This is a genomic window from Aeromicrobium sp. CTD01-1L150 (genome assembly GCF_041951745.1).
Lineage (GTDB): Bacteria > Actinomycetota > Actinomycetes > Propionibacteriales > Nocardioidaceae > Aeromicrobium.
Map to the genome: position 1 here is coordinate 4,023,879 of NZ_CP169555.1, position 17,548 is coordinate 4,041,426.

Consider the following 17,548-nt stretch of genomic DNA (forward strand, 5'->3'; position numbering starts at 1 on the left):
CGATGGCGGCGACCGGACTCCGGACGCCCTCGGCTCCGCTCGACGAGCGGTCCCCCGACGACCATCGGTGAGTGTGGCGTGCGCCACGTTCTGTCATTCACTGTGTTGTATGACAGAAAGCAACGCCACATACTTCTGAGATGCAGAATCCACAGGAGTCCAGGGAGGTCCCGGCGTACATGGTCGGCTCGGTCGACCGCGCTCTGCGTCTCATCCAGATGCTGCGCGACCACGGCGAACTGCGGCTGCGCACGGCGGCCCGGGACCTTGGGGTCGCCGAGTCGACGGCCCACCGACTCATGTCGATGCTGGTCTTCCACGGATTCGCCGTGCAGGACGACTCCAAGGCCTACCGGCCCGGGCTGGCGCTCGGCGTCGGTCCCGTCGGCCTGTCATGGACCCGCCAGCTCCGCGACGCCGCCATCACCCATCTGGAGCTGTTGTCGAGCCGCACCGGCGAGACCGCGAACCTCGTGGTCCGCGTCGGCACCAAGATCCACTTCCTCTGGAGCCAGGAAGGGAACCGGACTCTACGGATCGTCTCGAGGATGGGGGCGGTGCTGCCCGCCAGCACCTCGGCCGGCGGCAAGGCTCTGTTGGCCGACCTCCCCGACGAGGCGCTGCACCGCCTCTACCGGGGCGCGGGTGCCCACGAGGTCGGCGACGCCCTGCCCGAACCCACCCTTGCGGCGCTGCTGCGCGAGCTGCAGACCTGTCGGCGCAACGGGTTCGCGACCACGAACCAGCAGACGGAGAAGGGCGTGACGGCGATCGCTGTTCCCCTGCGGGACTCCACCAGCCGAGCGATCGCGGCGCTGTCGGTCTCCGCACCCTCGATGCGCTTCACCGAGCTGCTGGCCCCGGAGACGATCCACGTCATCACCTCGACGCAGCACGACCTGCAGAACGACATCTGGTCGTTCCCGCTGTGAGGCACGCCGATCAGGACATGACGTTGATGACCTTCTCCTCGGTGTAGCTGAGCAGTTCCTCGAGACACTCCTCCTTGCCACCAACGCCGGAAGCCTTGACTCCCCCGTAGGGCACGTTGGGGAAGTGGGCCGACGACCCGTTCACCCATACGAACCCGGCCTCGATGGCTCGGGCGACGCGGGTCGCCCGGCCGAGATCGCGAGTCCAGACGCTGCCGGTGAGGCCGTAGTCGACATCGTTGGCGATGGCGATGGCCTCGTCCTCGGTGTCGAAGGGGATCACCGACAGGACCGGCCCGAACACCTCCTCGCGAGCGATCCGCGAGTCCGGGTCGACGTCGACGAGCACCGTGGGCGCGACCACCGGCCTCCCCTCGAACTCCGCACCGGCCGGGCGGCCACCGCCGGTCACGATCGTGGCGCCCTCGGCGACGGCGACGTCGATGTAGCCGAGCGCCTTCTCGAACTGGGTCTCATTGATCATCGTGCCCTGCTCCGAGAGCTCGTCGAGCGGGTCGCCGACCCTGCGCGCCTCGACCAGCTCGACGATCCGCTCGACGAGCACATCGTGCAGCGGCCGGTGCACGAGCAGCCGCGAGTTCGAGCCGCACGACTGGCCCGACCAGGTGAAGTTCATGCCGGCCACGGCTCCGGCCGCCGCCTTCTGCGGGTCAGCATCGTCGAAGACGATCATCGCATTCTTGCCGCCGAGCTCGAGGGTGACCTGCTTGACGCCGCTCTCGGCCGCCGCTCGCTGGATCGCTCGACCGGTCGGCTCGGAGCCGATGAAGCCGATCCGGCGCACGGCGCGGTGCCGAACCAGTCGATCGGGAACAACTGGGCCGTCGCCGACGACCACGTTCACCACACCGGGTGGAAAGATGTCGCGGGCGATCTCCCCGAGCCGCAACGTGGACAACGGCGCCGACTCGGGGGGCTTGGCCACCACGGGGTTGCCCGCGACAAGCGGGGCCGCGATCCGGCACGCGAACATCAGCGGATGGTTGTACGGGAAGATCTTGGCCGTCACGCCGGCCGGCTCTCGAACACTCAGGTGGAGGTTGTGGCTCGCCGGGATCGTGCTGCCCTTCATCTCCAGGGCGAAGCCGGCGAACATGCGCATCTGGTCGAGTGCGATCTGGACGTCGAAGCGCGCGTTGCTGATCGGCGAACCGGTGTCGACGGTATCCAGCAGGGCGAGCTCCTCGCCGTGCTGCTCGACCGCGTCGGCGAGGCGGCGCACGAGCTCCGCGCGGTCGAGGGCAGGGACCTGCGCCCAGTCCGTCCTGGCGTCGGCCGCGGCCTCGGCCGCGCGGTCGACGTCTTCCGGGGTCGCGTCCGGCACTCGGGCGAGGAGTCGACCCGCGAACGGGTCGGTGACGTCGAATGTCGCCCCGCTGCCGGCCGGCACGAGGGATCCCCCAATGAGCAGCCCCCAGTCCCGGTCAAGGATGCGTTCGATCTCCTCCGCGCGCACCGCGCGGCCAGATCGGTGGTCTGCGACGGATGAGTCGACGGTCATAGGGCTCTCCATTCTGCTGCGGGCGCGGACCGGCACGGGACAGCCCGCCTGGACCTCCACCATCGCGGCTTTCAGAAATAGGCGGCACCAGTTTCCCCAGAGCAGAAGTTGCCGGGGCGCGGCCCAGCGTCGCGTCGCGAACGCTCAGTCGGCAGAAGGGTGGGCCAGAGCCGAGGCGAAGTCGCGCTCGATCGCCTCCGCCGTACGTCCGAGCGTGGCGACCAGACGCGGCAACGTGTTGCGGTCGTAGCGGACGCTCGGCAGCGAGACCGAGACTCCCGCGACCGCGGACCGGTCCGGGCGTCGGACCGGCCGGCCGACCGCGACCACGCCCCGCTCGGAGCCGCCGTCGTTGACCGAGAACCCCTGCCGGCGAACCTGGGTCAGCCGTCGACGCAGCGAGGTCAGGTCCGGACACTCCTCGCGTCGATCGGCATATCGTTCGGCAGCGTAGAGCGACTCGAGCTGCTCGTCGAGAAGGTCCGCGAGCAAGACCATTCCGCCGCTGACGTGGTGGGCCGGGAAGACCATCCCCTCGCGACTGCCGACCCGCAGGACGCGGTCGCACTCGACTGAGGCGATGAAGCGCGCGGTGTCACTCGCGCGGACGATGAGGTTCACCGACTCTCCGAGCACCTCCATGAGCTCCTGCAGATGAGGCAGCGCGACCGCTCGCAGCCGAGAAGCCTCCGACCGCGAGTGGGTGGCGAGCTCGAGCACGGGGCCGGCGTGGTAGGTCCGGCCCTCGTCCTGCACCGCGAAGTCCCGATAGACCAGCATCGACAGCAGACGGTGGGCCGTTGATCGGGCGACGCCGAGGCGGTCAGCGGCCTCGGAGACCGTGAGCCGTCCCTCGAGCTGGAGCATGGTCGCGATGTGGAGCGCATGGTCAACGCTCGCGATGGCATAGGCGGGTCGCGCCTTCATGTCCCGGACCATGAGAGTCCATTCTGTCTATAGGAATCTTCTGTTCCTTCCCACAGTACGTCGGCAGGCTAGCGCTCGAGACCACGACTCCACACGGAGGAACCTGATGACCGCCTCGCCAGTTCGCCTCGTCGCCGAGGACGCCCCCGACCAGCCGCGACCCACGACCGAGCTCACAGAGCTCTACCGTGGCTTCGAGCAGGAGCTCCTGGTTCCACTCTGGACCGAGATCGGCGACCTGATGCCAGCACACCCTCAGTCCAAGGCCGCCCCCCACCTGTGGCGGTGGGACTCCTTGCTCCCGTTGGCACGGCGCGCTGGCGAGCTCGTACCCGTCGGGCGCGGGGGCGAGCGGCGGGCCATCGCCCTCGCGAACCCCTCCTTGGGCGGACGGCCGTTCGCCTCACCGACGCTGTGGGCCGCGATCCAGTACCTGCTGCCCGGCGAGGATGCCCCGGAGCATCGCCACACCCAGCACGCGTTCCGGTTCGTCGTCGAGGGCGAGGGCGTGTGGACGGTGGTCGGGCGTGACCCTGTCGCAATGCGCCGCGGTGACTTCCTGCCGCAGGCCGGCTGGAACTGGCACGCGCACCACAACGCGACCAGTGAGCCGATGGCGTGGATCGACGGACTCGACATCCCGTTCCAGTACGCCACCGAGGCCCAGTTCTTCGAGTTCGGACGTGACGAGGTCAGCGAGGCCGAGCGCATCACTCCGGAGCGATCGCGCTCGGAGCGGCTCTGGGGCCACCCCGGCCTTCGACCTGTGGGCGCCGAGCCCTCCCCTGCCGGCACCCCGCTGCTGGCCTACCGATGGGAGCACACCGACCGTGCCCTGACCGAGCAGCTCGAGCTCGAGGCCGAGGGCTTCGCCGGAGTCGTCGAGCCCGGCCACGCCGCCGTCCAGTTCAGCCACCCGGGCACCGGTGGCGACGTCCTGCCGACGTTGCGCACGCAGATGCATCGGGTGCGCAGGGGAGCCGAGACCGCGCCGCGCCGCGAGGTCGGCTCCTCGGTGTACCAGGTCTTCGACGGTTCCGGCACGGTCACGATCGATGGTCACACGTGGACTGTCGGCCGCGGCGATCTGTTCGTCGTCCCGTCGTGGCAGTCCCTGTCGATCCGATCCGAGGCCGGGCACACCGACTCGGACTCCGGAGCGCTTGACCTCTTCCGCTTCAGCGACGCGCCCGTCTTCGAGGCCCTGCACGCCGACCGGGTGCAGGTCGAAGGGATCAGCCGATGAAGCTCGCGACACTCCGTACCGCATCCTCGACGCGCGCGGCAGTCGTTGACGGGACGTCGTTGGTTGAGCTGAACGCGACCGACGTCGGCGCGTTCCTGCGGCAACCGGGCTGGCGAGAGGACGCGGCCGCGGCCCTTGGGGACGCATCCGCTCGACGCCATGCCCTCGCGAGCGCCGACCTCGCCCCTGTCGTCACGGCACCCACGAAGGTGGTCTGCGTCGGACTGAACTACCGCACGCACATCGAGGAGATGGGGCGCGATCTCCCCGAGCACCCGACACTGTTCGCCAAGTTTGCCGACACGCTCATCGGAGCCCGCGACGACATCGTCCGACCCCCCGAGACCGAGGCGTTCGACTGGGAGGTCGAGATCGCCGTGGTGATCGGCACGCAGGCACGTCGTGCCGCAGCTGCGGAAGCCGAAAAGGCGATCGCCGGATTCACCGTCCTCAACGACATCACCTGTCGCGACTGGCAGTTCCGCACACGCGAGTGGCTCCAGGGCAAGAACTGGGACCGCACTACACCGGTCGGCCCCTATCTGGTCACTCCCGAGGAGCTTCCCGGCGGCGTCCGTCCGCGGCTCGCTGTGAACCTCACCGTCGACGGCGAGACCATGCAGTCCGACAACACCGCGGACCTGCTCTTCGACCCCGTCGACCTCGTGCAGTACGTCTCAACCATGGTCCGGTTGAATCCCGGCGATCTCATCGCCACCGGCACCCCGGGCGGGGTGGGGCACGCACGCGACCCGAAGCACTATCTCCTCGGTGGTGAGACCGTCGTCGCCGAGGTCGAAGGCCTGGGCCTGCTGGAGAACGTCGTCCTCGCCGAGAGCGCGAGCTGATGCGCCGCACCCTGGACGCCGCCCTCGCCTGGTCCGGCCACGGCGCGAGGCTGGTGGGTGCGACGTTGGCCCGCTGGGACGATGCCGACCTCGACGAGCCGACCCCGCTGTCCGGCTGGGCACGCCGCCACGTCGTGGCTCATCTGGCCGCCAACGCCGAGGCCGTCGGTCGTCTCGTGCACTGGGCACAGACAGGGGAACCGACACCCATGTACTCCTCTGCACAGCAGCGGTCCACGGACATCGAGGAAGGCTCTCGTCGCACGGCCGCAGATCTACGCATGTGGTTCGAGGAGACCGCCGAACAGCTCGCCTCCGCGATGGCGGAGATGACCGAACGGGCCTGGGACGCCGAGGTGGTCACGGCGCAGGGCCGGGCGGTCCCCGCGTCGGAGACGCCCTGGATGCGAGCGCGCGAGGTCATGGTGCATGCCGTGGACCTCGGAGCCGCCGAGACCCGTGATCTCCCCCTGGACTTCCTGCGTGCGCTCGGTGACGACGTCGTGGCCAAACGCAACGCCGAGGACGGTGGACCGGCGATCGTCCTGCGGCCCACCGACGACGACAGCGCCTGGGCCCTGCGAGGCCGCGCCGAGCCGACGGTCGTCGAGGCACCGATCGCCGAGATCGTCGCCTTCCTGACCGGGCGTCCACACACCGCTCGTACCCCCGCCGGTCAACCGGCTCCCCCGCTTTCGTCCTGGCTCTGACCGAGACGCCCATCCCCGACCCGAAGGAGCCAAACCATGGCCCGATCCCGTGCCGAGTCACGCCCCGACGCACTGGTCGTCGGTGGCGGCATCGGCGGATTGAGCGCGGCGCTCGCCTTGACGCGTGCGGGCGTACGTGTGCGCCTACTGGAGAGTTGCGCGGAGTTCGGTGAGGTCGGTGCCGGCCTCCAGATCGCGCCCAACTGCACCCGGATCCTCGATCAGTACGGCCTCCTCGAGGAGGTCCTTGGGCTCGGGGTCAAGCCGCACGGCATGGTGATGAGAGACGCCCTCGAAGGACACGAGCTGACCCGCCTGGACCTCGGTGACCTCGAGCGTCGCTACGGATTTCCGTACGTGGTCATCCACCGCAGTGATCTTCACGCGACGTTGCTGCGAGCCTGCCGTGGCGCCGGAGTCGACCTGCTGAACGACCGGGAGGTCGTCGCCTATGAGAACGCCGAGGACGGTGCCCGGGTCACGCTGGTAGACGGCACCACCGAGGAGGCCGAGGTCGTGCTGGCCGCCGACGGGCTGCACTCGGTTGCCAGGTCCTTAATCGCCGACGATGAGCCGGTGAGCTCGGCGTACGTCGCCTACCGTGCCGCGGTGCCGTTCGAGCACGTCCGCAACCACGACGTGTCCGAGACCGAGGTCGTGGTGTACGTCGGGCCACGCTGTCACTTCGTGCAGTATCCCCTGCGCGGTGGGGAGATGTTCAACCAAGTAGCGGTCTTCGAGTCACCGTCCGCTCTCACCGGCAAGGAGGACTGGGGGACCCCCGACGAGCTCGACAGTGCCTTCGCCGCCACCTGCCCCCAGGTGCGTCGAGGCGTGCCGTTGATGTGGCGTCACCGGTGGTGGCGCATGTTCGACCGTGACCCGATCATGCACTGGGTCCACGGTCGGGTGGCCCTGCTCGGAGACGCCGCGCATGCTCCGCTGCAGTACCTCGCTCAGGGCGCGGTCATGGCCATCGAGGACGGCTGGGTGCTCGGCGAGCACGTCCGCCGTCAGGCGGCCCAGCGGACGGCTGACGGCTCCGGCGTCGACTGGGACGCGGCCTTACGGGCTTATGAGGCGGTCCGTCCCGAGCACTGTCGCCGCGTCGTCCTCACCGCACGCGCTTGGGGAGAGCTGTGGCACCTCGACGGGCAGGCCCGAGCCGAGCGCAACGCCGTGCTGCTCGCGCGCGACACCTACGACTACTCGTACGTCGACTGGCTCTACGGGCCGACCGCCCTACTACCTGACGAGGAGCCCGCTGCCTTCCCACGGGCGCCATTCGACGCCGCGGCACAGGCACGCTCGCTCGCGCCCGACGGCGGCACATGAGTGCCCGGTCGTGAGACACATGAGTGCCCGGTCGTGAGATCTGAGGCTCGACATCAGGTGGCGAGACCGAAACACCCCGTCGGACGTCGGCAGCGGGACGGAACGCGGCGACACGTCACCTGAGCAGTGCACGGACCGCCGCATCGACCTTGTCGCTATCAGCGCGGTTGCCGGTGATGGAGTCGGTGTAGACGAAGGACTCCGTGATGCGCACCAGCAGGAAGGCGAGGTCGTCGATCGGCAGGGGCGGATCGAGGTGTCCGCCGGCCACCTCTTCTCGCAGCAGCTCACTGGTCCATCCGATGACCCGAGCCTGGAAGTCGGCCGCCTGGGTGGTCAGCACCCTGAGGGCACGCTCCGGCTCACGCCGCAGGAAGGCCGTGAAGAACGGAGCCGCATTGACCACGGCGGCGAACTCCGACATCACCGCCGCGACGCGCGCACCGCCGTGACCGGTCGCACGCTCCCGAGCGCTGAGGAGAACCGGCTCAGCCAGGGTCCAGTTGATCGTGGCCAGCAACGCGTCGCGGTTGCCGAACCAGCGGAACAGCGTCACACGGCTGACGCCGACGCTCTCGGCCAGTGCCGGCATCTCCACGCGTTCCCCACGGATGAATGTTCGTCGGGCGATGCGCAACGCCTGGTCGGCGTCGGCTCGCCCCTGTTTCTGCGGCACGGGAGCTCCTCGGTTCACTGAACAGAATGTAACTGATCGCCAAAGCGTTGCATTTGGCTGTGATCTGGATTACGGTTCCAGCACTCATCTCGGTCCGGAGGCCCAACATGTCATCGTCTCGCATCCCCGTCCACGCCGTCATCGCCGCCTTTGCCGCCACGCTGCTGATGGGGCTCATCACACCGGCCCACGCCGACAGCGAGTCCTACGCACCCGTTGACCGACCAGGGCCCCCGCTCAGCGTGTCCGAGCACGACCTGGATGCAGCACTGACCTGTCACGGCGACCTCGACGGACCCCACGACGTCGCGCTGTTCGTCGCCGGCACGACGATGACACCGCAGGAGAACTTCAGCTGGAACTGGTTCCGTGCGATGGACCAGCTCGAGCGGCCGTACTGCGGCGTCACCGTGCCCGCGAAGGGGATGGGCGACATCGCCGTGTCCGCGGAGTACGTCGTCCACGCCATCCGCACGATCCATGAGAGGACGGGCCGACAGGTGGACGTCCTCGGCCACAGCCAAGGTGGCATGAGTCCCCGGTTCGCACTGCGCTTCTGGCCCGACCTGCGTGCGATGGTCGACGACTACGTCGGCTTCGCGCCCTCCAACCGCGGCGGCGTGGTCGTCGACGCCATGTGCCTGCCGGTCGTGGGATGCTCACCGGCCCTGCACCAGCAGACCTTCGACTCCGCGTTCACGCAGGCGGTCAACTCCCACCAGGAGACGTTCGAGGGCATCTCGTACACCGTCATCTACACCCGCCTCGACGAGTTCATCCAGCCCAACCTCGATGACACCGGGAGCAGCAGCCTGCGGACCGGGGACGGCGAGATCACGAACGTCGCCCTGCAGGACGTCTGCCCGGTCAACGTGACCGAGCACCTCCTGGTGGGCACGGCAGACCCGGTCGCCCACGCCCTCGCCATGGACGCGCTGGACCACCCCGGACCGGCCGATCCCGCGCGGGTGCCGCCGGCGGTGTGCACCCGGGCCTTCATGCCGGGGGTCGACCCGGCGACCTTCGCGACCGACTTCGCAGGGACCACCGCCAAGGTCGCCGAACAGCTGCTCCTGGCCCGCAGGGTGGCACGTCACCCGGATCTTCCCGCCTACGTCTTCGCCGAGCGGGGGTGAGCGGCCCCTCAGGCGGGGACGCGCAGCACCGCGCTGACGGCGTGGCACATGGCGGTACGTGCAGCATCGATGGATCGCCCCAGGTCGTCGCGCAGCAGCGACCACGCGTTCCAGGACGTCGCCACCGCCACCGCGTCGGAGGCACCCTCGCGGTCCGGCAGGGCGTTCAGCTCCACGGCGAACGTGCGCTCGATGTCCTCCAGCACCCGGCACACGTGACCGTGACGGCTCTCACGCAGGGTCGGCGAGTCCACCTCCATCAGCGCCGCCGCACGCGCCGCCGGGGAGATGTTCTCCAGTCGCCGCGCTCGCTCCGCGCAGAACCGCTCGATTCGCTCCGCGATCGGCAGCTCCGGCCCGATGCTCGTGCGCAGCTCGTCGTCGGCCTCGAACCAGTACTGCGTCGTCGCCTGCAGCAGTCCCTCCATGTCGCCGAAGGCGGCCCACAGCGTCCGCACCGACACCCCGGCTCGCGCGGCGATCGCCGCCGCCGTCGGGCGCAGCTCCCCGGAGCGCAGCAACGCGGTGTGCGCATCGACGATCGCCTGCCGGGTCCGGAGCCGGCGCTCCACCCGCCCATCAGTCTGCGCACGCCGCAGGCTGTTCCCACCTGCTGCACCGCTCATCGGGTCAACCTCCTGCACTCGTAGAAATTTGCACCTACAGTGACGATTGCTTGTGACCCAGATCATGCACTAGTTTCCCGGGCACGGCCATCAAACGAGAGGACCCCTGTGCTGTCGGTCAAAAACGTGGAAGTCGTCTACAACGACGTCATCCTCGTCCTGCGAGGCGTCAGCCTGCAGGTCCCCAAAGGCTCGATCGTCGCCCTCCTCGGGGCCAACGGCGCCGGCAAGACGACGCTGCTGCGTGCCCTCTCCGGGCTGCTCGACGTCCACGACGGCGAGATCACCAAGGGCCAGATCACCCTCGACGACGTGCCCATCCACGGTCTCGACGCCCCCAAGGTCGTCGCCGCCGGACTCGGGCAGGTCCTCGAGGGGCGGCGGGTCTTCGGCGAGTTCACCGTCGAGGAGAACCTGCGCGTCGGCGGCCACACCCGATCCGGCGCCCTGGGCGGGGCCATCGAGGAGATCTACGACCTCTTCCCGGTCCTGCGCGAGCGCCGACGCAAGGTCGCCGGCTACCTCTCCGGCGGCGAGCAGCAGATGCTCGCCATGGGACGTGCGCTCGTCGCCCAGCCCGACTACCTGCTCCTCGACGAGCCCAGCCTCGGGCTCGCGCCGCGCATCGTGGAGCAGATCAAGGACATCGTCGTGCAGATCAACCAACGCGGCACCACCGTCCTGCTGGTCGAGCAGAACGCCACCATGGCCCTGTCGATCGCCCAGCACGGCTACGTCATGGAGCACGGCAAGATCGTCATGGACAAGCCAGCCGCCGAGCTCCTGGACGACGAGGACATCCGCGACTTCTACCTCGGTCGTGGCGAGCTCGCCACGTCCTACCGCGACGTCAAGCACTACAAGCGCCGGAAGCGTTGGCTGTCATGACTGTCAGGGTTGGTCTTGGAGCGCCCGAGCTCGGACACCTGGCGGCCACTCACAGAGGTCGTCCGAGCACGGCCACATCAACTCATCGGCCCCACGGACGTGACCGGGTCGAGCTTCGCTCAGGCACACACCCACGTCCCTCCACCGCCGGTCCTCTCGCGAGCCTTCCCGCTCAGAACGCAGCCTCGTCTCGATGGTCGAGTGCGACGCGAGCTCTGCGAGCGGTGTGGGGGCACCTCCCTGCACGGAGCGCAGCGTGGGGGTACCTCCCGCGAGCGCAGCGAGTGGGGGCGTGCTTGGGGGAGCGAGACCACGGTGACGTCAGCGTGCGTGGTTTCGATATGCCGGAGCGCCGCTCGTTCCTCACTTGCTCCGGCTACTCAACCACCGAGGCTCGGCTCTTGGTGGCCACGTTCTCTCTTACCGGTGGGCCTCGGGGCCACGTCGAGACCACATCAGCCGACCTCACAACATGGAAGGAGTGCGATGACTGACAGCGTCGTCAGCCTCAAGGGGGTGGAGCTCGGGTTCGCGGGCGTCAAGGCGCTGCAGGGCGTCGATCTCGACGTCCACGCGGGCGAGCTGTTCGCCGTCATCGGCCCCAACGGGGCCGGCAAGACGTCGATCTTCAACGTCCTCTCCGGTGTCTACAAGCCCCAGGCCGGCAGCATCACGTTCCTGAGCCAGGAGATCACGGGCATGCGCCCGCACAAGATCGCCGGCCTCGGCATGGCCCGCACCTTTCAGAACATCGAGCTGTTCGAGAACCTCGACGTCGTCGACAACCTCATGCTCGGCCGCCACGGCCACCTCGGCTACGGCTGGCCCTCCGCGATCGCCCGCATCGGTCGGGCCAGCCGCGCGGAGGTCCGCAACCGGCGCCAGGTCGAGGAGATCATCGACTTCCTCGAGATCGAGTCCTACCGCACGCTGCCCGTCGGCATGCTCCCGTACGGCGTCCAGAAGCGCATCGAGCTCGGTCGCGCACTCGCCATGGAGCCCCAGCTCCTGCTCCTCGACGAGCCCGTGGCCGGCATGAACGCCGAGGAGACCGAGGACATGGCGCGCTTCATCCTCGACATCCGCAGCGAGCTCGGCATCGCCATGATCCTCGTCGAGCACGACATGGGCCTGGTCATGGACCTCGCCGACCGCGTCATGGCGATGGACTTCGGCAAACCACTCACCACGGGCCTGCCCGCCGAGGTCCAGGACCACCCCGAGGTCATCCGCGCCTACCTCGGCGTCGGCGACGAGGAGATCGCATGAGCACCCTGCCGCTGCGGATCCGCGAGCGAGCCCGCACCACCCCCGAGATCGTCGCCATGCGCGAGAAGAACTTCGGCCTGTGGGAGGAGGTCACCTGGGCGGAGTACTGGGAACAGGCCACCACCGTCGCGCATGCCCTCCTGGACCTCGGCGTGGGCGTCGGCGACCGCGTGGCCGTGCACAGCGAGAACCGCCGCGAGTGGCTCTACGCCGACATCGGGATCATCGCCATCCGGGCCGCCACCGTCGGCCTGTACCCCACCAACCCCGCACCCGAGGTCCTGCACGTGATGCGCGACTCCGGGTCGTCGATCCTCATCGCCGAGGACCAGGAGCAGGTCGACAAGGCGCTGGAGATCACCGACGACCTCCCGGGGCTCCGCCACATCATCTACCTCGAGCCGCGGGGCATCACCGGGCGGTACGACGACGAACGCCTCATGTCGTGGGAGGACTTCATGGCCCGCGGCACCGCCCACCGCGCCGCCCACCCCGACGCCCTCGACGATCTCCTGGAGTCCGCCGGTCCCGACGACCTCGCCACGCTCGTCTACACCTCGGGCACCACCGGTCCCCCCAAGGGAGCGATGCTCTCGATGGGCAACATCGAGTTCGTCATCGACCACCTGCAGCGCCAGGACGCCTTCATCACGCCGGCCGCCAGTGACAAGGACCTCGCGGTCAGCTACCTGCCGCTGTGCCACGTCGCCGAGCGGCTCTTCACCGTGTGGTTCAACGCCGCCTCCGGCGTCCAGGTGAACTTCGCCGAGTCGATCGACACCGTCCAGCAGGCACTGCGGGAGATCCAGCCCACGATGCTCTTCGGTGTCCCCCGCATCTGGGAGAAGATCGTGGCCGGCGTCCACATCCGCATGAGCGGTGCCTCACGGATCAAGCGGGCCAACTTCGCGCTGTGGATGCGGGTCTCGCGCTGGATCGGCCAACAGCTCGTGGCCAACCAGGGCCGCCACACAGTCAGCACCCGCGTCGCCTACGCCGTCGGCTGGGTCTTCCTCTACCGGGCGCTGCGCGAGCGGCTGGGGCTGTCCAGGGTGCGCTACGCCGCCTCTGGCGCCGCCCCCATCGCACCGGAGGTGCTGGAGTTCTTCATGGGCCTCGGGCTGCGCATGCACGAGGTGTACGGCATGACGGAGAACAGCGCCATCGCCACCGCGAACATGACCGGCCGGGTCCGCCTGGGCACGGTCGGCGAGCCGCAACCCGGCATCGAGCTGCGCATCGACGAGGAGACCGGGGAGATCCTCACCCGGCACCCCGGGACGTTCGCCGGCTACTGGAACAACCCGGAGGCCACGGCGTCCACGGTCGACCCCGACGGATGGCTGCACACCGGTGACGTCGGTGAGTGGGTGGACGGAACGCACATTCGCATCACCGACCGGCTCAAGGACATCATCATCACCGCCGGTGGCAAGAACATCTCTCCCAGCGAGATCGAGAACAGCCTCAAGGCCTCGCCCTACGTCAAGGAGGCGATCGTCATCGGCGACCGGCGCAAGTTCCTGACCGCGCTCATCGGCATCGAGCTCGACACCGTCGGCAACTGGGCGCAGAAACGCAAGATGCCGTTCACGACCTACCGCGACCTCAGCCAGAAGCCCGAGGTCCGTCAGCTCGTGCAGCAGGTCGTCGACGAGACGAACGACAAGTTCGCGGCCGTCGAGACGATCAAGACCTTTGCTCTCATCCCCAAGGAGCTCGACCACGACGAGGGCGAGCTGACCGCGACCCAGAAGGTGCGCCGATCCGCCGTGACCACCCAGTTCGAGGACGTCATCGAGTCCATGTACAGCAGCACCGGATCCACCGGGGGGCCTGCATGAGGGAACGCCAGCGAGTGAACCATCAGAACGTCATGCGACCACGCTCCTATGGTGGGGTTTGTCAGGACGTGGTCGCATGACCGAGTTCCTGCAGTCGCTCGTCAACGGGTTCGGCCAGGGATCCATCTACGCCCTGCTCGCTCTCGGCTTCGTGATGATCTACAAGGCCACCAAGGTGATCAGCTTCGCCCAGCCGGCGCTCATGATCATCGGCGGGCTCTTCACCTATCACTTCACCCGCGAGTTCAACCTGCCGTTCTGGGTGGCCTTGAGCCTGGCGATCCTGTGCGGCGCGCTCGTGGGCATGCTGGTGGAACGGCTCGCGCTGCGACCGATGGTGGGCAAGCCGGTCTTCACCCTCGCCATCATCACGATCGGTCTCGACATCGTGCTGCGCATCGTCGCCAACCGGTACATCGGGTCGCAGTCGCGCATCGTGGAGTACCCCAACGGCGGGGAGCGCTACTCGCTGCTCGGGGTCTCGATCTCGCAGCAGCGGCTGGGACTCATCGCGGTCACCGCCGTCACGGTCGTCGCGTTGGCCCTGTTCTTCCGCCACTCGCGCGCCGGGCTGGCGATGCGGGCCACTGCCATCGACCAGGAGACGGCCCTCGCGCAGGGCATCCGCGTCGGCGCGATCTTCGCCCTCGCCTGGGCCATCGCCGGAGGACTGGCAGCCATCGCGGGGACGTTCGTGGCAGCCGGTGCCGCCGGGCTGGACCAGAACACGTGGACGATCGCGCTCAAGGCGCTGCCGGCCATCATCATCGGTGGCCTGGACAGCGTGCCGGGTGCGGTCGTCGGCGGGTTGCTCGTCGGCATCGTCGAGTCCGTCACTGCCGTCTACCAGCCGACGTTCGCCCCGTGGCTGGGTACCAACTTCTCGCTCGTCGTCCCCTACGCGCTGATGTTCCTGGTGCTGCTGGTCAGACCCTACGGACTCTTCGGCACACCGGAGGTGGAGAGAGTATGAGCGAGCGCTCCCCCCAGCGAGGGAACCATCAGGACGTCGTGCGAGCACGTTCCTACGCATCTTCTGAGGACGTGATCGCATGACCGCGACCCTGCGACGACGCCCCCTGGCGCGTACTGCCTACGCACAGGACATGGCGCTGCTCAACACCAACGCCAAGCGCATCGCGGTCGGCACCCTGCTGCTCGCCACCATGGCGCTGCCGTTCGCCGCCGCGGACGACATCCTGCTGATCCTGACCCTCGGCATGATCGCCGCCGTCGGGGCCATCGGTCTCAACCTGGTCACCGGCTACGCCGGACAGATCTCGCTCGGGCATGCCTTCTTCATCGGGCTCGGCGCCTACACCGGAGCGATCCTGGGCGGCAACCCGGACGGCGCCGTCGCCGGCTACGGCTTGCCGATGTGGGTCTGGCTGCCGGCGGCCGGGGTGATCGCCGCGATCGCCGGACTGCTCGTGGGTCCTGTCGCGGTCCGCCTGCGAGGGCTCTACCTCGCGATCGTCACGCTCGGCCTGGTCTTCATCGGCGACCACATCTTCCGCAACGCCCGCGACCTCACCGGTGGCGCCGGCGTCGGACGTCGCGGTCCCTCGCTGGAGCTGTTCGGCATCGACTTCGGCACCAGCGGCGTCTGGCTGGGCATGGAGCTGTCCCGCAACCAGAAGCAGTTCTTCCTGGCGCTCGTCTTCCTCATCATCTTCGCCGTCATCGGACGCAACATCGCCCGCTCGGGCGTCGGTCGAGCCTTCTCGGCCATTCGCGACCGCGACGTCGCCGCCGCCGTGATCGGCGTCGATCTCACCAAGTACAAGGTGATGGCCTTTGCGATGAGCTCGTTCTTCGCCGGTGTCACGGGGGCGCTGTACTACGCCGTGATCGGGGTCTTCGAACCCGCGGCCTTCGGGCTGCTGCTGAGCATCCAGTACCTGGCGATGATCCTCATCGGCGGTGTCGCCACGATCTCCGGCGCCATCATGGGTGCCATCTTCATCACCGCCCTGCCGCGGATCGCCGCCGAGATCGCCCACATCATGCCCGGCATCACCGAGTCCGCCCAGGGCGGCGGGCTGCTCACCGTCTTCCAGCTGGAGCAGATCCTCTACGGCGCGCTCATCATCATCTTCCTGGTCTTCGAGCCACGTGGCCTCTTCGGGATCTGGATGCGAATACGCAACTACTGGAAGGGGTGGCCGTTCTCCTACTGACGCCTTCGGTAGTGCCGGGCACCCGGTGCCCATCCCCCCACGGCACGAGTTCGTGCCGTCGACGAAAGGAACTCCCATGACCATCTCCAGACACCTGGTGAAAGCCGGCGTCGGCGCCGCTGTCGTCGCGCTCGTGCTCACCGGCTGCCGCGGTGGCGGCGACAACGGCGACGGCTCCGCACAGGGGATCACCGACGATCCCTGCCCCAACGCCGTCAACGAGGACAACGGATGCATCTACCTCGGTGCGATCTCCGACCTCACCAAGGGCCCCTTCGCGCCGCTCGCGGTCCCGATCACCGATGCGCAGAAGGCATTCTGGGAGCGCGTCAACTCAGACGGCGGTGTCGGCGGGTACGACATCAACATCGAGGACAACGTCGAGGACGCGGAGTACAACCCCGAGCTGCACAACCGCAAGTACCAGGAGATCCGAGAGGACATCCTGGCACTGGGCCAGACGCTGGGCTCCTCCCAGACGCTCGCGATCCTCGATGACATGAAGTCCGACGACGTGATCGGCGTCCCCGCCTCGTGGAACTCGGCGTGGGAGTTCGAGGACCAGATCCTCGAGAGCGGCGCCAACTACTGCTTCGAGGCGATGAACGGCGTCGACTGGGCGATCGCGAACCGTGACATCTCCGACAAGGTCGTGGCCGTCGGCTTCGACAACGACTACGGCGGAGACGCCGCAGCCGGTGTCGAGGCAGCGGCGGAGTTCAACGACCTCGAGTACGTCGAGATCAAGGCTCCCAACGGCCAGGACCAGCAGGCCGAGACGGTGGCGTCGATCCTTCGTGAGGATCCCGACCTCGTCGTGGTCACGACGGGCCCGGCCGAGATGGCCGCGATCGTCGGTGGCACGGCCGCTGAGGGGTTCGAGGGGCAGTTCGTCGGGTCCAGCCCGACGTGGAACCCCGCCCTGATGCAGTCGGCAGCTGCTCCTGCGCTGGAGTCGCTCTACGTCCAAGCCGGCCCCTGGGGTCCGTTCGGCACGGACACACCGGGCCACGAGGCGATGCGTGAGGCCGTCGGTGACGTGACGCCGAACGACGGCTACACGGCGGGCTGGGCCTGGAGCTACCCGCTGCTCGCCGCGCTCGAGCTGGCCGCCGACGAAGGCGACATCACGCGCGAGTCGCTCGTCGAGGCAGCCAAGAACCTCGAGGAGGTCGACTACGAGGGCATGCTGCCGCCGGAGGCCGGCCAGACGACCGGTGATCCGCAGGACGTGTCGTACCGCTCGAGCGTGATCAGCGCGGTCGACTCCGATGCACCCACGGGCATGTCGTTGGAGCAGGACCTGACGACGGGCCCGACGGCCGAGGACTACGACTTCTCCGAGCCGTGCTTCAGCCTGCAGTGAGGTGACCGATGAGGGGCCCGGTGAGCTTCGGCTCGCCGGGCCC

16 protein-coding genes are annotated in these 17,548 nt (G+C 68.5%); 12 read left to right on the forward strand and 4 right to left on the reverse strand.

Going from position 1 to position 17,548, the window contains the following annotated elements; all coding sequences use genetic code 11:
• The first annotated feature begins 140 nt into the window (after nucleotides 1-140).
• Entirely contained in the window at nucleotides 141-932 is a 792-nt protein-coding gene (locus ACEVFP_RS19890) for an IclR family transcriptional regulator (RefSeq protein ID WP_375001260.1), read from the forward strand.
• A gap of 10 nt (nucleotides 933-942) precedes the next feature.
• Here ACEVFP_RS19890 and ACEVFP_RS19895 read toward each other — a convergent pair whose 3' ends face one another.
• Together ACEVFP_RS19895 and ACEVFP_RS19900 are read right to left on the reverse strand one after the other, a co-directional pair.
• On the reverse strand, nucleotides 943-2,454 hold the full coding sequence (locus ACEVFP_RS19895) for an aldehyde dehydrogenase family protein (RefSeq protein ID WP_375001261.1): 1,512 nt from the start codon (nucleotides 2,452-2,454) through the stop codon (nucleotides 943-945).
• A 144-nt stretch (nucleotides 2,455-2,598) separates the two neighbouring features.
• On the reverse strand, nucleotides 2,599-3,381 hold the full coding sequence (locus ACEVFP_RS19900) for an IclR family transcriptional regulator (RefSeq protein WP_375001262.1): 783 nt from the start codon (nucleotides 3,379-3,381) through the stop codon (nucleotides 2,599-2,601).
• Between the two features lie 106 nt (nucleotides 3,382-3,487).
• Between ACEVFP_RS19900 and ACEVFP_RS19905 the strand changes: the two genes are divergently transcribed.
• From ACEVFP_RS19905 to ACEVFP_RS19920, 4 genes are read left to right on the forward strand one after another with little or no spacing between them, the layout of a single operon-like run.
• Complete coding sequence (locus tag ACEVFP_RS19905) at nucleotides 3,488-4,627, forward strand: cupin domain-containing protein (protein WP_375001263.1); 1,140 nt, start codon at nucleotides 3,488-3,490, stop codon at nucleotides 4,625-4,627.
• The gene (locus ACEVFP_RS19910) at nucleotides 4,624-5,475 is read left to right on the forward strand and encodes a fumarylacetoacetate hydrolase family protein (protein WP_375001264.1); all 852 of its coding nucleotides are present in this window, start codon (nucleotides 4,624-4,626) and stop codon (nucleotides 5,473-5,475) included. Before ACEVFP_RS19905 ends, ACEVFP_RS19910 begins: the two co-directional genes overlap by 4 nt.
• A complete protein-coding gene (locus tag ACEVFP_RS19915) occupies nucleotides 5,475-6,185 on the forward strand; it encodes a maleylpyruvate isomerase family mycothiol-dependent enzyme (protein WP_375001265.1) in 711 nt (236 codons plus the stop codon). Before ACEVFP_RS19910 ends, ACEVFP_RS19915 begins: the two co-directional genes overlap by 1 nt.
• Nucleotides 6,186-6,221: 36 nt before the next feature.
• Nucleotides 6,222-7,520 carry an FAD-dependent oxidoreductase gene (locus ACEVFP_RS19920; RefSeq protein ID WP_375001266.1) on the forward strand — a complete coding sequence of 433 codons (1,299 nt, stop codon included), beginning with the start codon at nucleotides 6,222-6,224 and terminating at the stop codon, nucleotides 7,518-7,520.
• A 115-nt stretch (nucleotides 7,521-7,635) separates the two neighbouring features.
• On the opposite strand, the gene ACEVFP_RS19925 is transcribed toward ACEVFP_RS19920, so the two are convergent.
• Nucleotides 7,636-8,196, reverse strand: a complete 561-nt coding sequence (locus tag ACEVFP_RS19925; RefSeq protein WP_375001267.1) for a QsdR family transcriptional regulator — start codon at nucleotides 8,194-8,196, stop codon at nucleotides 7,636-7,638.
• Nucleotides 8,197-8,303: 107 nt separating this feature from the next.
• Here ACEVFP_RS19925 and ACEVFP_RS19930 point away from each other — a divergent pair, with 107 nt between their 5' ends.
• Nucleotides 8,304-9,332, forward strand: a complete 1,029-nt coding sequence (locus ACEVFP_RS19930; protein ID WP_375001268.1) for an esterase/lipase family protein — start codon at nucleotides 8,304-8,306, stop codon at nucleotides 9,330-9,332.
• An 8-nt stretch (nucleotides 9,333-9,340) separates the two neighbouring features.
• Here ACEVFP_RS19930 and ACEVFP_RS19935 read toward each other — a convergent pair whose 3' ends face one another.
• Entirely contained in the window at nucleotides 9,341-9,958 is a 618-nt protein-coding gene (locus ACEVFP_RS19935; RefSeq protein ID WP_375001269.1) for a hypothetical protein, read from the reverse strand.
• 108 nt (nucleotides 9,959-10,066) lie between these two features.
• Here ACEVFP_RS19935 and ACEVFP_RS19940 point away from each other — a divergent pair, with 108 nt between their 5' ends.
• From ACEVFP_RS19940 to ACEVFP_RS19965, 6 genes are all read left to right on the forward strand, one after another.
• On the forward strand, nucleotides 10,067-10,846 hold the full coding sequence (locus tag ACEVFP_RS19940; RefSeq protein ID WP_375001270.1) for an ABC transporter ATP-binding protein: 780 nt from the start codon (nucleotides 10,067-10,069) through the stop codon (nucleotides 10,844-10,846).
• Between the two features lie 486 nt (nucleotides 10,847-11,332).
• A complete protein-coding gene (locus ACEVFP_RS19945; RefSeq protein WP_375001271.1) occupies nucleotides 11,333-12,115 on the forward strand; it encodes an ABC transporter ATP-binding protein in 783 nt (260 codons plus the stop codon).
• Nucleotides 12,112-13,959, forward strand: a complete 1,848-nt coding sequence (locus ACEVFP_RS19950; RefSeq protein ID WP_375001272.1) for an AMP-dependent synthetase/ligase — start codon at nucleotides 12,112-12,114, stop codon at nucleotides 13,957-13,959. The genes ACEVFP_RS19945 and ACEVFP_RS19950 overlap by 4 nt, the downstream gene beginning before the upstream one ends.
• A 76-nt stretch (nucleotides 13,960-14,035) precedes the next feature.
• On the forward strand, nucleotides 14,036-14,932 hold the full coding sequence (locus tag ACEVFP_RS19955; RefSeq protein ID WP_375001273.1) for a branched-chain amino acid ABC transporter permease: 897 nt from the start codon (nucleotides 14,036-14,038) through the stop codon (nucleotides 14,930-14,932).
• A 79-nt stretch (nucleotides 14,933-15,011) separates the two neighbouring features.
• A complete protein-coding gene (locus tag ACEVFP_RS19960) occupies nucleotides 15,012-16,139 on the forward strand; it encodes a branched-chain amino acid ABC transporter permease (protein ID WP_375001274.1) in 1,128 nt (375 codons plus the stop codon).
• Nucleotides 16,140-16,215: 76 nt separating this feature from the next.
• A complete protein-coding gene (locus ACEVFP_RS19965; protein WP_375001275.1) occupies nucleotides 16,216-17,505 on the forward strand; it encodes an ABC transporter substrate-binding protein in 1,290 nt (429 codons plus the stop codon).
• Nucleotides 17,506-17,548 lie beyond the last annotated feature (43 nt).

What these genes read in the sequence shown, in the direction of transcription:
- ACEVFP_RS19890 (WP_375001260.1), top strand. Translation starts at nt 141, where the DNA reads ATGCAGAATCCACAGGAGTCCAGGGAGGTCCCGGCGTACATGGTCGGC.
- ACEVFP_RS19895 (WP_375001261.1), bottom strand. Translation starts at nt 2,454, where the DNA reads ATGACCGTCGACTCATCCGTCGCAGACCACCGATCTGGCCGCGCGGTG.
- ACEVFP_RS19900 (WP_375001262.1), bottom strand. Translation starts at nt 3,381, where the DNA reads ATGAAGGCGCGACCCGCCTATGCCATCGCGAGCGTTGACCATGCGCTC.
- ACEVFP_RS19905 (WP_375001263.1), top strand. Translation starts at nt 3,488, where the DNA reads ATGACCGCCTCGCCAGTTCGCCTCGTCGCCGAGGACGCCCCCGACCAG.
- ACEVFP_RS19910 (WP_375001264.1), top strand. Translation starts at nt 4,624, where the DNA reads ATGAAGCTCGCGACACTCCGTACCGCATCCTCGACGCGCGCGGCAGTC.
- ACEVFP_RS19915 (WP_375001265.1), top strand. Translation starts at nt 5,475, where the DNA reads ATGCGCCGCACCCTGGACGCCGCCCTCGCCTGGTCCGGCCACGGCGCG.
- ACEVFP_RS19920 (WP_375001266.1), top strand. Translation starts at nt 6,222, where the DNA reads ATGGCCCGATCCCGTGCCGAGTCACGCCCCGACGCACTGGTCGTCGGT.
- ACEVFP_RS19930 (WP_375001268.1), top strand. Translation starts at nt 8,304, where the DNA reads ATGTCATCGTCTCGCATCCCCGTCCACGCCGTCATCGCCGCCTTTGCC.
- ACEVFP_RS19935 (WP_375001269.1), bottom strand. Translation starts at nt 9,958, where the DNA reads ATGAGCGGTGCAGCAGGTGGGAACAGCCTGCGGCGTGCGCAGACTGAT.
- ACEVFP_RS19945 (WP_375001271.1), top strand. Translation starts at nt 11,333, where the DNA reads ATGACTGACAGCGTCGTCAGCCTCAAGGGGGTGGAGCTCGGGTTCGCG.
- ACEVFP_RS19950 (WP_375001272.1), top strand. Translation starts at nt 12,112, where the DNA reads ATGAGCACCCTGCCGCTGCGGATCCGCGAGCGAGCCCGCACCACCCCC.
- ACEVFP_RS19955 (WP_375001273.1), top strand. Translation starts at nt 14,036, where the DNA reads ATGACCGAGTTCCTGCAGTCGCTCGTCAACGGGTTCGGCCAGGGATCC.
- ACEVFP_RS19960 (WP_375001274.1), top strand. Translation starts at nt 15,012, where the DNA reads ATGACCGCGACCCTGCGACGACGCCCCCTGGCGCGTACTGCCTACGCA.
- ACEVFP_RS19965 (WP_375001275.1), top strand. Translation starts at nt 16,216, where the DNA reads ATGACCATCTCCAGACACCTGGTGAAAGCCGGCGTCGGCGCCGCTGTC.